The 13415-nt window shown below is 60.3% G+C and carries 14 protein-coding genes; 6 read left to right on the top strand and 8 right to left on the bottom strand.

The annotated features are described in order from the left end of the window. Positions 1-591: 591 nt before the first annotated feature. From FRZ40_RS38895 to kce, 5 genes are all read right to left on the bottom strand, one after another. Entirely contained in the window at positions 592-906 is a 315-nt protein-coding gene (locus FRZ40_RS38895; RefSeq protein ID WP_147237791.1) for a hypothetical protein, read from the bottom strand. A 27-nt stretch (positions 907-933) separates the two neighbouring features. Beyond that, complete coding sequence (locus tag FRZ40_RS38900; RefSeq protein ID WP_147237793.1) at positions 934-1821, bottom strand: hypothetical protein; 888 nt, start codon at positions 1819-1821, stop codon at positions 934-936. A 471-nt stretch (positions 1822-2292) separates the two neighbouring features. Continuing rightward, positions 2293-3084, bottom strand: coding sequence for an SDR family oxidoreductase (locus FRZ40_RS38910; RefSeq protein ID WP_147237795.1), 792 nt, complete (start codon positions 3082-3084; stop codon positions 2293-2295). A gap of 30 nt (positions 3085-3114) precedes the next feature. Next, entirely contained in the window at positions 3115-4449 is a 1335-nt protein-coding gene (locus FRZ40_RS38915; RefSeq protein ID WP_147237797.1) for an MFS transporter, read from the bottom strand. Between the two features lie 49 nt (positions 4450-4498). Beyond that, positions 4499-5437, bottom strand: a complete 939-nt coding sequence (gene kce, locus FRZ40_RS38920; RefSeq protein ID WP_028370179.1) for a 3,5-dioxohexanoate:acetyl-CoA acetone transferase — start codon at positions 5435-5437, stop codon at positions 4499-4501. A 205-nt stretch (positions 5438-5642) separates the two neighbouring features. Between kce and FRZ40_RS38925 the strand changes: the two genes are divergently transcribed. Both FRZ40_RS38925 and FRZ40_RS38930 read left to right on the top strand, forming a co-directional pair. Then, on the top strand, positions 5643-6668 hold the full coding sequence (locus tag FRZ40_RS38925; protein WP_028370178.1) for an AraC family transcriptional regulator: 1026 nt from the start codon (positions 5643-5645) through the stop codon (positions 6666-6668). A 130-nt stretch (positions 6669-6798) separates the two neighbouring features. Then, positions 6799-7449, top strand: coding sequence for an ureidoglycolate lyase (locus tag FRZ40_RS38930; protein WP_147237799.1), 651 nt, complete (start codon positions 6799-6801; stop codon positions 7447-7449). Between the two features lie 33 nt (positions 7450-7482). Here FRZ40_RS38930 and FRZ40_RS45900 read toward each other — a convergent pair whose 3' ends face one another. Continuing rightward, a complete protein-coding gene (locus FRZ40_RS45900; protein WP_147237800.1) occupies positions 7483-7830 on the bottom strand; it encodes an SDR family NAD(P)-dependent oxidoreductase in 348 nt (115 codons plus the stop codon). A gap of 288 nt (positions 7831-8118) precedes the next feature. Here FRZ40_RS45900 and FRZ40_RS38940 point away from each other — a divergent pair, with 288 nt between their 5' ends. The 3 genes from FRZ40_RS38940 (at position 8119) to FRZ40_RS38950 (ending at position 10377) form a co-directional block, all read left to right on the top strand. Then, positions 8119-8682, top strand: a complete 564-nt coding sequence (locus FRZ40_RS38940; RefSeq protein WP_028370175.1) for a TetR/AcrR family transcriptional regulator — start codon at positions 8119-8121, stop codon at positions 8680-8682. Positions 8683-8873: 191 nt separating this feature from the next. Continuing rightward, complete coding sequence (locus FRZ40_RS38945) at positions 8874-9299, top strand: organic hydroperoxide resistance protein (protein ID WP_028370174.1); 426 nt, start codon at positions 8874-8876, stop codon at positions 9297-9299. A gap of 49 nt (positions 9300-9348) precedes the next feature. Then, complete coding sequence (locus FRZ40_RS38950) at positions 9349-10377, top strand: alpha/beta hydrolase (protein WP_147237802.1); 1029 nt, start codon at positions 9349-9351, stop codon at positions 10375-10377. Between the two features lie 54 nt (positions 10378-10431). Here the strand turns inward: FRZ40_RS38950 and FRZ40_RS38955 are convergent, their stop codons facing one another. Further along, the gene (locus FRZ40_RS38955; RefSeq protein WP_028370172.1) at positions 10432-11154 is read right to left on the bottom strand and encodes a haloacid dehalogenase type II; all 723 of its coding nucleotides are present in this window, start codon (positions 11152-11154) and stop codon (positions 10432-10434) included. Between the two features lie 27 nt (positions 11155-11181). Next, entirely contained in the window at positions 11182-12480 is a 1299-nt protein-coding gene (locus FRZ40_RS38960) for an L-fuconate dehydratase (protein ID WP_147237803.1), read from the bottom strand. Between the two features lie 151 nt (positions 12481-12631). Here FRZ40_RS38960 and FRZ40_RS38965 point away from each other — a divergent pair, with 151 nt between their 5' ends. Further along, on the top strand, positions 12632-13393 hold the full coding sequence (locus tag FRZ40_RS38965) for a GntR family transcriptional regulator (protein WP_028370170.1): 762 nt from the start codon (positions 12632-12634) through the stop codon (positions 13391-13393). The last annotated feature ends 22 nt before the right edge of the window (positions 13394-13415 follow it).

Here is a 13415-nt window from a genome sequence, read left to right on the forward strand (position 1 = left end):
CACGCAAGTACCACAGGTATTAATTACTGCGACTCGTACCCCGATAAAGTATTAATTACAGAAACTTTCAAGGCAGACGAATTATAAACGTTTCATTCGTGTAACGTTGTCCGCCGAAATTCGAAAAGGGGAAGTCGCCGGTAATATCGGGAAAATTTCGGGATATGCTTTCGTGAGCCAGCGTCGAGCGGGGAAGATTGCCCCACAATCGCCCAGAAAAAGTAAATTCATGATCGATATGGTTATTTTTTTGGTTTTTTCGTAATACAAATAACCCATTTATGCGTTGTTTTCCATGCCGCCGATGATTTATTTGAATATCCGGGATTTCCACTAGGGGAGATATCGCGTCGATTTTATGAAAATCCGGGCCAATTTGCGAGACGGGAGTCCGCAATAACAGAAGGCCCGCAACCGCGCACTCTCACGCAAAGGCCGGATAGTCGATATATCCCGCCGCGTGTGTCATCGGGCTTTCTCCTTCATGGATAAACGCGGCCTGCGGCGAATTTCAGAACGGCGCGCTGTCGCGCAGTGTGCCGCCGCATGGCGTGACACGCACGACAGCCTCGACATCAAGAGCGCGGAATATCACTTGCGCGCGACCCGGCGTTGCGCGTTGCGCATCAAAACGACGTGATCCCGTTCTTCACGTCTGAGCACGGGTATCAGCGCAAGATCGGCAGTGTCGAGACGAAGCGCTTCGAGTTTCGCCAGCAGATCCTGCTTGCGCCTGCTCAACAGCATCAATTCCGTCCGGATGATCGTGCGCGCCTGCTCCAGCCACGGCGCACTCAGGATGCCATCGACCATGCACTCGACGCGGTCGAGTTCGGACAGGCGTCCTCTAAGATCCGCGCTGACGTTGATGATTTCCGCGAGTACATCGTCGACAGCTTTGTTCATACCGTCGGTCTCCCGTGAGCGCTGCCATTACAGTCGACGATGACGTCCCGTTCCAGCGAGCCAAAGCGCGACGTTGATCGCATATCGATGCGCGTCCTGCAAGGCTTCCGGCTGCGTCTGCATGCTGTTTCCCGGCGGCTCTGAAACAAAGCTCGGGCAACCCGTTTCAGCGTCCCAGTTGTAGTCGGCGAAATGATGAAAAGTACTCTGCGCGATGGCGGGACCGCCATGGCTAGACGGCTCGAAGGCAACGGCGAGATTGAAGATCTTGCCCGTCGTTTTGCTTTTGCCTCGAGCAATCACGCGAGCCGATTCGCCCTCAGGTGCACCAACGGCGCCTTCATGCGGATGCGCAGGCAAAAAGCGGATCGTGCCCGTTGGCGAGCCGGCATTCTGCAAAACAGGATGCGTGGGCGCGACGACGGCCACTTCCTGACAATCGCCATTCGCACCCGAGTGGAAGTTGGGCCACGAAATGTGTGGGGAAAACGGATCGTCGCAAACGCACTGGGATTCGTCAGGATGGACGTTGCGCGTATGGAAGTGATGCGCCTTGCCCACGCCGCCCAGGCTGCACAGCGAACTGCCCACATCCATGTGGTCTCGCGTGACGAGCAGGCCTCGCCCTGCCTGCCGGAAGCGCGAAATGCCGGCGCAGTCTTCGGCCGTCAGTCCGTCGCCCTCATCGACGGCAAAGAGCCAGCACTCGTCGAAGTCGGTTTCGTCGAGACGGGAAAGGATCGGATCAGGACGGCCGCGTTCTTCGCGGTCGCGGGCGACGACATCGAACGAGAAACGCGCTTCCGGGTCGTGATAGTCACGCAGAAGTTCTGCGAGACGGCTGAAGCGCGCAATCGACCAGTCGTCGGCGATAGATGGAATGGTCGTTTGTAGCAGAACCTTGATGGTGTGCATGATGATCCAGCGAACGGTAGTCGTGGTGAAGGATGGCCTCCGGGTGTCGTCTGGTCGGCGAACGCGGAACCGGCTCTTGCATATGAGCGGCATGGCGTCCGATCCGCCACGGTACCGTCAGGGCGAGTCTCGCCCTGCCCTCCATCGCGGCACGATGGCGTAGTCGCGATGGCCTCGATGTACGCTGCGCTCATTGAAGCATGAAGTCATCGTAGCCGCGCGCACGCGGGCGCGCTAGGCGCGCTACCCGATACACGGTGTTGTCTTTCAGGCACCGATCAGGTTGCGCAACGATTACGCACCCGTTTCGCCACGCGCCACGGCGACAATCTGTTTCGTGAAGCGGGGATCGTCGGCGGCGATGTCGGCCGACAATCGCGCCTTCACTTCCTGCAACAGCCAGCCGTTGCCGTCCGGGTCGCGGAAGGATGCCCGATACGGTCGTATGGCGGTGCAATGCGTTCGTTGCTGCTACAAGTACTCGACGTTCCCATCGACGCTGATCGCCTGCCCCGTAATATTGCTGCCCGCAGGCGACGCGAGGAACAGCGTCATCGCGGCGATGTCGTCGACGGTGACCATGCGGCGCAACGAGATCTTCTTGAGGTACTCGTCGCGCATCGCATCGAACGAAATACCGAGTGCGTCAGCGCGAGCGGCAATCACGCGATTCATCCGCTCGCCTTCGACGACACCCGGCAGAATCGCATTCACGCGGATATTGCTCGGCCCGAGTTCGGCGGCCAGCGATTTCACCATCCCGACGATCGCCCATTTTGTCGACGCATACGGCGTTCGAAACGGATAGCCGAGACGCCCCGCAACCGACGACATCGAAATGATGCTCGCGCACTCCGACGTCTCCTTGAGCACGGGCACGGCCTTGCGCAAGAAATAGAACTGGCTGTTCAAATTGGTGGCAACCGTGCTTTCCCACTGCGCAGGATCGAGATCCTCAACCGCGCCCGTCGGTCCCGCGATGCCCGCGTTATTGACGAGCACATCGAGGCCACCGAGTTTCTGCCGTGCGTCGTCGATCACGGCATCGACCTGCGCCCGGTCCGATACGTCGGCGATACCGGCATGCAGATCGGGCAAGCGCGATCGCACGCTGTCGACAGCCGCCGCGTTCACGTCGCAGATATAGACCCTGGCCTGCGCCTGCACGAAGGCTTCGGCGATTGCCGCGCCAATGCCCGCCGCACCCGCCGACACGAATACGCGCAGCCCGGCTGCCGGTTTCAAAAGATCGATGATGTTCATGCTGTTGTCTCTTTCATGTTTGCAAACGGATCACGGCGTCAGTCCGGCCGTCGCCTCGGCATGCGCCTCGCCGCGAATCGCCCTTGCCAGCAGCGGCACCAGCGCGAGGCCGAGCACGGCGGCCACGACGATCACCGTGAAGCCTGCATCGCTGCGGCCCGTCGACGTCTCCGCCATCCCGAACAGATACGGCCCCACGAAGCCGCCAATCAACCCGATCGTATTGATGAACGCGAGACCGGCGGCGGCCTGAATGCCTTGCAGGCGCTTCATCGCGATGGCCCAGTAGGAAGGCAGCACGCCGCCGCCGAAGAACGCCGTCACTGTGAGAAGGCCGATGCGCGCCGCGGGGCTCGTCACGGCAAGATACGCGCATGCGCCCACGACCAGCCCTGCCGTCAGCACGCCGAGAAACACGCAGTCGTTGTCGATGCGCCGATGGATACGCGGCAGAACGAGCACGCCGAGCAGAAAGCCGAGTCCGACGCTGGCAGCGAGCAATCCGACGAGCAGCGGCGCATCGACATGCATCTGATGAACAATAGAAGGCGCAAAAAAGTACAGCCCGACGAACGCCACCTGATTCAGAAAATAGATCAGGCCAATCAGCACCGTAGTGGGCCGCCTGAGCGCGGCAAGCCAGTTCGCCGACGAATACCCGGCCCGTCCGTGCATATCGATTACAGCCTGCTTTTCCAGTACTTCGCGTTCTTCCGCCGACAGCCAGCGCGCGTCGCGCGGCCGCTCCGGCATCGCGAAGAACAGCACGATGCCGACGATCACACTCGGAATGCCTTCCAGCATGAACATCCATTGCCAGCCGTGCAATCCGCCAAAGCCGTCCATCTGCATCAGCGCGCCGCCCAGCGGATTACCGAGCATCAGTGCGAGCGCCGGCGCGATGTAGATCCAGCCGACCACGACGGGCCGGTCATGCGGCGCGAACCAGAGCGTCACCATGTACATCAGCGCGGGAAACAGCCCGGCTTCCGCGATGCCCAGCAGCACGCGCAATGCGTAGAACGACGACGGACCCTGCACGAACATCATCGCCGTCGAGAGAATGCCCCACGTCACCGCGATACGCGCGATCCAGCGTCGCGGACCGACCCGGTGCGCCGCGAGATTGCTCGGCACTTCGAGCAATGCATAGCCGAGAAAGAAGATGCCCGAGCCGAATCCGTATGCGGCGGCGCTGATGCCGACATCGGCGGCAAGCTGAACTTTCGCGAGCGCCACGTTGGTACGGTCGAGAAAAGACATGAAGTAGATCGCGCACATCAATGGGATCAGCCTGAGCATCGCCTTGTGCGTGGCGATGCGATGCAGCTGTCCCATTCGATAGTCGATGGCAGTGGTGTCCATGACGTCGTCTCCAATATGGTTTGAGTCGTTTCTCTTGCCGCTCACGCGGCTATAGCGTGACCTTGTCGGCGCCCTTGAGTCCCAGCATCTTTCGCGCGTCGGCGGGCGTGGCGATCTCGAACGACAGCTCTTCGAGAATGCGCCGTATCTTGGCCACCTGCTGCGCGTTGGTCTGCGCCTTCACGCCTTTCGACAGATACACGCTGTCCTCGAGGCCCACGCGCACATTGCCGCCGAGAATCGCGCTCATGGTCACGAGCGGCATCTGATGCCGCCCTGCGCCGAGCACCGAGAAGTAATAGTTCTCGCGGCCAAAGAGCCGGTCTGCCGTCGAACGCATGACCACCATGTTCTCGGGGTCCGTGCCCAGGCCACCCAGAATGCCGAATACCGATTGGATGAAGAAAGGCGGTTTGACGAGGCCCTGATCGACGAAATGCGCGAGGTTGTACAGATGGCCCACGTCATAGCATTCGAACTCGAAGCGCGTGCCGTTTTCACCAAGCTCGAGAAGAATGTTGCGGATGTCCCTGAAGGTATTGCGGAAGATCATGTCCTCCATTCCTTCGACGTAATCCTTCTCCCAGTCGTGACGCCAAGTCGAAATCTTCGCCGCGACAGGATGAATCGAGAAATTCATCGAGCCCATGTTCAACGAGCACATCTCCGGCTTCGCGAGCCGCGGATACGCGAGGCGTTCCGCGAGCGTCATGCGTGTACTGCCGCCCGTCGTGATGTTGATGACGGCGTCCGTCGCTTCCGCGATCGCGGGCACGAATGCCTTGAAGATTTCGGGGCTCGGCGTAGGGCGTCCGTCGATGGGATCGCGCGCATGCAGGTGAATGATCGCGGCGCCTGCTTGCGCCGCTTCGATGGCCTGATCGCGGATTTGCGCGGGCGTGATGGGCAGGTGCTCGGACATCGACGGCACGTGAGTAGCACCCGTGATCGCGCATGAAATGATGACCTTGCGGCTTGTGTCGCTCATTGAGAATCCCTGTTCCGCGGCGTGCCGGCGCGCCGTCCGTGCATGACGAACGATGCCGTTCACGCTGTCTCCGAGGTTTATAAAAAGGCGCTGTCCGTTCGGCGGACGCATCGCTTGTGATACCGATCTTAGTGGGATACGATGGCGCCCGTAAGGTCATTTCCGGACACGGGGATGTCTTTCAGGGACAATCTTTGGAGCTTTCGTGGCAGCGACCCACCCCTTGATCAACGAGCGCATGTATGCGCCGTACAAAATCGCCGCGCTCGTCGAAGTGCTTGCGGAGCAAGGCATTGCGGCCGAAGAGAGCCTGAAGGGAAGCGGCGTGGGCGTCGATCAGATCTACGACGCGTCGGTGATGACATCGGTGCGTCAATATGCGATCGTCGCGCGCAACGCGGTAATGCTGTCGAGCGATCCCGCAACGCCGTTCAAGGTCGGCGCGAAGCTGCACCTGTCCGCGTACGGCATGTACGGCTACGCGTTGATGTCGTGTCTTTCATTGCGCGATTACTTCCGGCTCGGCGTCAAATATCATCGGCTCGCCACACCGACGTTGACGATCGAATGGCACGAGTACCCCGACCGCGCCGTGTGGTCGTTTCCGGATGCGTTCGTATCGAGTCCATCGCGCGAATTGCGCGAGTTCATCATCGAGCAGCAATTCACGCAGCATGTCACGCATCTTCAGGACGTCGCGGGTCATAGCTGTCCGCCCATCGAGGCATGCTTTTCGTATCCCGCACCGGCGCACGCCGCGATTTACGAGCAGTATCTGGGCTGCCCCTGCGTGTTCGACGCGCCGCAATGCGAGCTCATCTACGACAGCGCGATCCTCAATCAGAAGCCGCAACTGGCGCACAAGCTCACGGCAACGCTGCTGCAGGACACCTGCGACCGGCTGATCGGGCAGGCCAAGACGTCCGCGGGCACATCCGGCGAGGTCTATCAGATCCTGATGAGCACGCCCGGCGTATTTCCCGGAATGGATGAAGTCGCGACGCGGCTGAACATGACGAGCCGCACATTGCGCAGGCATCTCGATACCGAAGGAACGTCGTTCGTTGCGATCGTCGACGACGTGCGCTGCTCGCTGGCAATCGAATATCTTCAGTCGACGAAGATGAGCACGGAAGATGTTGCGATGCTGCTGGGGTTCAGCGATGCCGCGAACTTCCGCCGCGCGTTGAAGCGCTGGACGGGCAAAGGGCCAGGCGAATTGAGAAAGTAGACTGTCGTTGCGGCGTGCGTGTCAGCACAGCGACTGCTAGCATGCAACGAAGCCGCGCGACAACGGCCTGACATAACGTTCGCGCATCATCGCGCGAGAATTCCCCACGACTTCCTGAAAGATGGCGACGATGTCCACTCCGATCGACTACCTGAATCCCGCCCTGCCACGCGACCTGCAACGCGTTGTGATGCCCGTCGTCGATGCAACGCCGGCGACGCTCGACGGCTACGGCAAGCTTGTCGCCGATCCCAACGAATGCACGGTCGAGATCGTCCAGTGGCCCGCGCAGGGAACGCGTCCCATCGATCCCGGCACGGGCGACGAGGCAGGCACGACGGAAGGCGTGTTCGTCAGCGAATGGCGCGGCGACATTCTGTACGGCCGGAACGAGGCCGTCGGCGGCCACTACGTTCTCGCCTATGCGACCGAGCCGCACGAAGCGCGCGAAGACAATACCAGGGTTCCCGAACGCATGCTGCTGTGGCACGCGAACTACCATCCGGACGGCGGACAGCTATTCTTTCCGCTCGACGGCCGCCCGTTCTACGTGCCGCTGGCACTTCCCGGCGACGACGTTACACCGGAGAAGTTCGTGTGCTTCCGCTTCGATGGACAGCACGGTCTCTACATCCATCCGAACATCTGGCACGAAGGCGTATTTACGCTTGAAGGCACGCAACGGTTCTTCGACAGGCAGGGCGCCGTGCACGCGCGCGTGTCCGTCGAGTTTGCGGAAGAGTTCAGCTGTCTGCTCGAAGCGCCTATCGTTCATCGCTGATGCCCGAATGCCTGGCCGTTCGGGGCCAGGCATTCAGGCCGTCAGGCACTCCGCGTAAAACGCTGCGTGCCCGGGAACGGCTCCAGCCATTCTGCTGCGCGATCCGTGTAGATCTCGGTTTGAGGCGCCTGCAATCCTTCCAGACTGTCGAGCGTCGACGAGCACCTTCGGCTCGCTCTCTTTCGCGACATCCGCGCGAACCGTGATCGCTTCGCCGCCCGCCGCCGCGATACGCGCGACGACGGCATCCGCATGCGTCGCATCGCGCGTGTAGTTCACCACGACCTTCGCCCCGTCCACCGCGAGCCGCTCCGCGATACCCGCGCCGATGCCCTTCGACGATCCCGTGACGATGGCGACCTTGCCTGCCGACCGATTCATGTGTTGCTCCCGATTGTGAAGTTGAACTGGATGGCAGGTTGGCCCGCATCCCCAAAAAAGCGGCGAAACCGGATGGACCTTGAAGACACGCTTCACAATTCCGTGAATCTCCCCGACCTGCTTCCGGGCATAGCGGCGTTCGCGCGGGTCGCGCATCGCGTCGAGCGTTCGAGCAGCCGCACGCCGAGCCGAGCTTCGAGCGTGCGCAGCGTACGCTTCGGACTTCGCTCAAAAAAATCTGCGAGAAAGTGCTTGACTGTCTATCTAGTAGTAGATACAGTTCGACACATGGAAACGACAACCGTCCGCGATCAGATTCTGGAGCACGCCATCACACTGATGATGCTGCGCGGCTACAACGGCTTTAGCTATCGCGACCTGTCGGAACTGGTCGGCGTAAAGACCTCTAGCATCCACTATTATTTCCCGTCGAAAGACGACCTGGTGCTCGAAGCCGTCAACCAGTACAGCAGTGAAATCCTGGGAACGTTGAGCGCCATCGACGCGTCTCTTCCTGCGGATCAGAAGCTCGGCAAGTACACGAAGCTGTTCGGCAGGACGTTGGGCGAAGGCGACCAGATCTGCCTGTGCGGCATGCTCGCCGCCGATATCGAGGCACTGCCCGATAACGTGCGCACCGCCGTGCAGGCGTTCTTCAAGGCGAACGAAAGCTGGCTCGCGAAGGTGCTGGCGCAAGGCGTCAAGGAACGCACATTGCACGTCAACGGCAAGCCTGAAAACGCGGCGCGTGCGTTGTATGCCGCTTATCAGGGCAGCGTGCTGGCCAGCCGGCTGTTCAAGACGAAGGCACGCCTCGAAGACGTCGAGGCTTCATGGAAGGTTTCGAAGTAGCGTTACGCGAGGCGGTGATGTCAACCGCCTTTTGCCTAGTCATGTTGTCTATCTTCTAGTAGATAAATGGCAGATGGATCAAGTTGTCGATGTTGCATGAAGGTTCGCGCCGTCATCTATCTAGTAGTAGATAGCAAAACGGAAAACGATATTGCTGGTTCATTCAATCATTACTTGTCAGGAGTCAAATCATGTCGATCGAAAAAGTTCTGTACCGCGCTCACGCTCACGCCACGGGAGGCCGCGACGGCCGTGCCGTCGTCCCCGAAGGCAAGCTCGACTTCAAGCTCGTCACGCCGCGTGAGCTGGGTGGCGCAGGCGGCGAAGGCGCAAATCCGGAACAACTGTTCGCGGCGGGCTACAGCGCATGTTTTCTCGGTGCGATGAAATTCGTCGCGGCGCGTGACAAGACGCCGATTCCCGCAGACGTGTCCATCGACGGCAGCGTCGGCATCGGCGCGATTCCGAATGGTTTCGGCATCGAAGTCGAACTGAAGATTTCGCTGCCCGGCATGCCGCGCGATGCGGCTCAGGCGCTGATCGACAAGGCGCACATCGTGTGTCCTTACTCGAACGCAACACGCGGCAACATCGACGTCACGTTGACGCTGGTTTGAACGAATTCGCCTGATCGATAGAACACTGAAGAACACTGGAGCCTCGGAAATGAAAGCCCTCAAGCCCCTCGTCGTAGCCGCCGTACTCGCTGCCAACGCCGTGATTGCTTCTGCCGCGCCCGCTACTGCACAGCCGGCACCCGACCGCGTTACAACCGCTTTCCTGAAACAGCTCAATAGCGGCACGGGCCCAGCCCTCAATACGCTGCCGCCCGCGAAGGCGCGTCAGGTGCTGGTCGATGCGCAGAACAGCGTGAAAGTCGATCTCTCGGGTATCGACGTGTCGAACCGTACGATCGAGCAGGACGGCATCAGCGTCCCCGTGACTATCGTGCGTCCGCAAGGCGCGACGGGCACGCTCCCCGTGTTCATGTTCTTCCACGGCGGCGGCTGGATTCTCGGCGACTTCCAGACACACGAACGCCTCGTGCGCGACCTCGTCGTGCAATCCGGCGCGGTTGCCGTGTTCGTCAACTACACGCCCTCGCCCGAAGCGCGCTATCCCGTCGCCATCAATCAGGCATATGCCGCAACCAGGTGGGTGGCGGAGCACGGCAACGAGATCGGCGTAGACGGCAGCCGGCTCGCCGTGGTCGGCAACAGCGTGGGCGGCAACATGGCGGCAGTTGTGAGCCTGATGGCGAAGGACAAGCTGGGTCCGCAGATTCGCTTCCAGGGCCTGATGTGGCCTGTCACCGATGCGAATTTCAACGACGGCTCGTATCTCGCGTACAAGGACAAGCATTTCCTGACTCGCGCGATGATGCAGTGGTTCTGGGATGCCTACACGAAAGATCCTTCGCAGCGTGCCCAGATTTACGCATCGCCGCTGCGCGCATCAGAAGAGGAACTGAAGGGTCTGCCGCCCGCGCTGATTCAGGTTGCGCAATTCGACGTGCTGCGTGACGAAGGCGAGGCGTACGGTCGCAAGCTCGATGCGGCGGGCGACGAAGTCACGACCACGCGCTATAACGGCACGATCCACGATTTCGGTCTGCTCAACGCACTCGCCGCCGATGCGCCGACGCAAGCCGCGACGAAGCAGCTCGCGAACGAAATCAAAACGCGTCTGAAATAAGCGTCGAGATGTTTGCAGGCATGATGGCGGCGACGCCATCATGCCGTGCCGCATTCAAACCCCGAGCTGTTTCGCGAGATCGACGAGATCGCGCGCGACCCAATCCCAATTCCCTTCCGCCTTCAAATCCGTGGTTTGCGCCGCGCCATGTTCGTGCGGACGCGGGATAAAGGCCGTTCTCAAACCGCACATCTGCGCCGCTGCGAGATCGCTGTTATGTGCCGCAACCATGCACACCTCCGCGGGCGACAGCATCAGCACATCGACTACGCGCCGATAGGCTTCGGGCGCCGGCTTATAGGCTTGCGCGACCTCTGCGCCGAGTATCGCGTCCCACGGCAGACCGCCATGCTTCGCCATATCGATCATCAGTTTGACGTTGCCGTTGGAATGCGGTGCGATGATGAAACGCGATTTGAGCCGCGTAAGTCCCTCGACGGTATCCGGCCACGGATCCAGCCGGTGCCACGCGAGATTGAGATCGTCGAGTTCGCCAGCCGGCACCTGCGCGCGATTGATGCCAAACGCGCTCAAGACTTCTTCCAGATTCTCGCGATGCAGCACGTCGAGCCTCATGAACGGGCGCTCGCCGCTGCGGACTCTCTCCATTGCCGGTTGATAACGTGCGCGCCATGCATCCGCGAACGCATCGGCTTCCTGCGCGCTGCGTCCGTGTCTTTGCAGAAAAACAGCCGCTTCGCGCGCGACGCCGCCTCGCCAGTCGACCAGCGTGCCGAATACATCGAATACACAAGCTTTAATGTCTGCTCTAGTCATGACTCGAATTCCGTTACGCGGATGGCGTCAAGGCTGCCATGCTTCACCTTCAGGAAAGACGTGCATCGCCAGCGAATCCGCTTTCATCTCGATGCTATACCCCGGTTTTTGCGGGGGCATATAACGGCCGTTGCGAATGACGACGGGATCGATGAAATGCTCGTGCAGATGATCGACATATTCGAGCACGCGATTTTCCAGCGACGCCGACACGCAGATATAGTCGAACAGCGAAATGTGTTGCACGTACTCGCATAATCCGACGCCGCCCGCATGCGGACACACGGGCACGCCGAACTTGGCCGCCATCAGCAGCACGACGATCACCTCGTTCAATCCGCCGAGGCGGCAACTGTCCACCTGACAGAAATCGATCGCCTTTGCCTGCAACAGCTGCTTGAACATCACGCGGTTATGGCAATGCTCGCCCGTCGCCACGCCGATCGATCCCAGTCGCTCGCGTATGGCCGCGTGACCGAGGATATCGTCGGGGCTGGTGGGCTCTTCGATCCACCACGGATCGAATTCGGCCAGACGACGCATGTTCGCCACGGCTTCGTCGACGTCCCACACCTGGTTCGCGTCCATCATCAGCTTGAGGTTCTCGCCGATCTCCTCGCGCAAGATGCGTGCACGCCGCACGTCTTCTTCCAGATTGCCCCCTACCTTCTGCTTGAAATGCGTCCATCCCTGAGCGACGCCTTCGCGCGCAAGCCGGCGGATCTTGTCGTCGTCGTAACCGAGCCAGCCAGCCGACGTCGTGTAAGCGGGATAGCCCTGCGCAAGCATTTCCTTTTCGCGCTCGCCTTTGGTCTTTGCATGACGGTGCAGCATCGCTATCGCTTCGTAAGGCGTGATCGCATCCGTCACATAGCGGAAGTCGAGACAGCGCACGAGTTCTTCCGGGCTCATATCCACGAGCAGTTTCCACACCGGCTTGCCGGCAGATTTCGCCCACAGATCCCAGACGGCATTTACGACGGCTGCGGTCGCGAGATGAATGGCGCCCTTGTCTGGACCGATCCAGCGCAACTGGCTGTCGGATGTAAAGGCACGCCAGAACGCGCTCATATCGGCAGCGATATCTTCGAGCTTCCTGCCGACGATGAGCGGCGCCAGCGCATTCACTGCTGTCACGCAGATTTCATTGCCGCGCCCGATCGTAAAGGTCAGACCGTGGCCCACGAGTTCTTGCGGGGAATCGGTTTCCAGCGTGACGTATGTAGCGGAATAGTCCGGCGCGGCATTCATTGCGTCGGAGCCATCGAGAGAACGAGAGGTGGGGAAACGAATGTCGCGAACGGACAGCCTCGTGATCGTGGTCATCTGAGCACCCTCCAGGGATGGCTATCGACATCGACCTGCTTGCGAAGAGAAACCGCTTGAAGCGCGCGATACGGGTACACCCTGATGCGATGTACCAGGCCGATGTACCAGGCGTTAGCACGCGTTGACAACGCTCAATCCGCTTCCTAGCATGCTAGCATGTCGTCTGGAAATCAAGCGTGCCGTGAGCTCTTCGTCAGATGTAGCGAATGCCGCCAGTAATCCATATGTCGCACTGCAAAAAGTCAAAGGCGGTGAACGCCTTAGCCTGACCGATGCGGTGGAACAGGCGCTGAAAGAAGCGATCGTGACATTGGTGCTGGAACCCGGAATGATGATCGACAAGCTAGCCGTGTGCGAGCGCATGGGCGTTTCGCGCTTTCCGGTTTCCGCTGCATTGGCAAGGCTCGAACATGCGGGCCTCGTCGAAGTTCTGCCGCAGCGCGGCACGCGCGTCAAGCCCATCGCGCTTCATGACATTCGTCAGCACCTGTTCATCCGCAGTGCGCTCGAAGTGGAAACGGTCCGCGCAGTCGCACTGATGCGCGACAGCGCGACGATCGACGCGCTCGCCGCCAATCTGGAAGAACAGCGCAATGTATTCGCGGACGGCAACCGTCTGGCGTTTCATGTACTCGATCTGGCTTTTCACGAAATCATGCTCGATGCGGTGAATCTGCCGCGTGTGAAAGAAATCGTCGCGGTATCGCGCAATGCACTGGATCGCGCAAGGCAACTGCTGGCAAGTCCCGAGCGGCTCGTGCATACGCTCGACGAACACGAGCACATCTTTGCGGCCATACGCGCGGGAAATGCCGACACCGCTGCCAAAGCGATGCACGATCATCTCGACGAAGTCGTCGCCGAGTTGCACCGGTCCGCAAAAGAAAGACCGGATATCTTTGCACCTTAAGGGCCTCCGCAATGTCTCTGGC

The organism is Paraburkholderia azotifigens, assembly GCF_007995085.1.
In the GTDB taxonomy this organism is placed as follows: domain Bacteria; phylum Pseudomonadota; class Gammaproteobacteria; order Burkholderiales; family Burkholderiaceae; genus Paraburkholderia; species Paraburkholderia azotifigens.

Excerpts from the sequence above, each read along its gene's own strand:
- FRZ40_RS38895 (WP_147237791.1), bottom strand. The coding sequence starts at position 906 with ATGAACAAAGCTGTCGACGATGTACTCGCGGAAATCATCAACGTCAGC.
- FRZ40_RS38960 (WP_147237803.1), bottom strand. The coding sequence starts at position 12,480 with ATGACCACGATCACGAGGCTGTCCGTTCGCGACATTCGTTTCCCCACC.
- FRZ40_RS45900 (WP_147237800.1), bottom strand. The coding sequence starts at position 7,830 with ATGAATCGGTCGGCAGGCAAGGTCGCCATCGTCACGGGATCGTCGAAG.
- FRZ40_RS38900 (WP_147237793.1), bottom strand. The coding sequence starts at position 1,821 with ATGCACACCATCAAGGTTCTGCTACAAACGACCATTCCATCTATCGCC.
- FRZ40_RS38915 (WP_147237797.1), bottom strand. The coding sequence starts at position 4,449 with ATGGACACCACTGCCATCGACTATCGAATGGGACAGCTGCATCGCATC.
- FRZ40_RS38955 (WP_028370172.1), bottom strand. The coding sequence starts at position 11,154 with ATGACTAGAGCAGACATTAAAGCTTGTGTATTCGATGTATTCGGCACG.
- FRZ40_RS38945 (WP_028370174.1), top strand. The coding sequence starts at position 8,874 with ATGTCGATCGAAAAAGTTCTGTACCGCGCTCACGCTCACGCCACGGGA.
- FRZ40_RS38965 (WP_028370170.1), top strand. The coding sequence starts at position 12,632 with ATGCTAGCATGTCGTCTGGAAATCAAGCGTGCCGTGAGCTCTTCGTCA.
- kce (WP_028370179.1), bottom strand. The coding sequence starts at position 5,437 with ATGAGCGACACAAGCCGCAAGGTCATCATTTCATGCGCGATCACGGGT.
- FRZ40_RS38930 (WP_147237799.1), top strand. The coding sequence starts at position 6,799 with ATGTCCACTCCGATCGACTACCTGAATCCCGCCCTGCCACGCGACCTG.
- FRZ40_RS38910 (WP_147237795.1), bottom strand. The coding sequence starts at position 3,084 with ATGAACATCATCGATCTTTTGAAACCGGCAGCCGGGCTGCGCGTATTC.
- FRZ40_RS38940 (WP_028370175.1), top strand. The coding sequence starts at position 8,119 with ATGGAAACGACAACCGTCCGCGATCAGATTCTGGAGCACGCCATCACA.
- FRZ40_RS38950 (WP_147237802.1), top strand. The coding sequence starts at position 9,349 with ATGAAAGCCCTCAAGCCCCTCGTCGTAGCCGCCGTACTCGCTGCCAAC.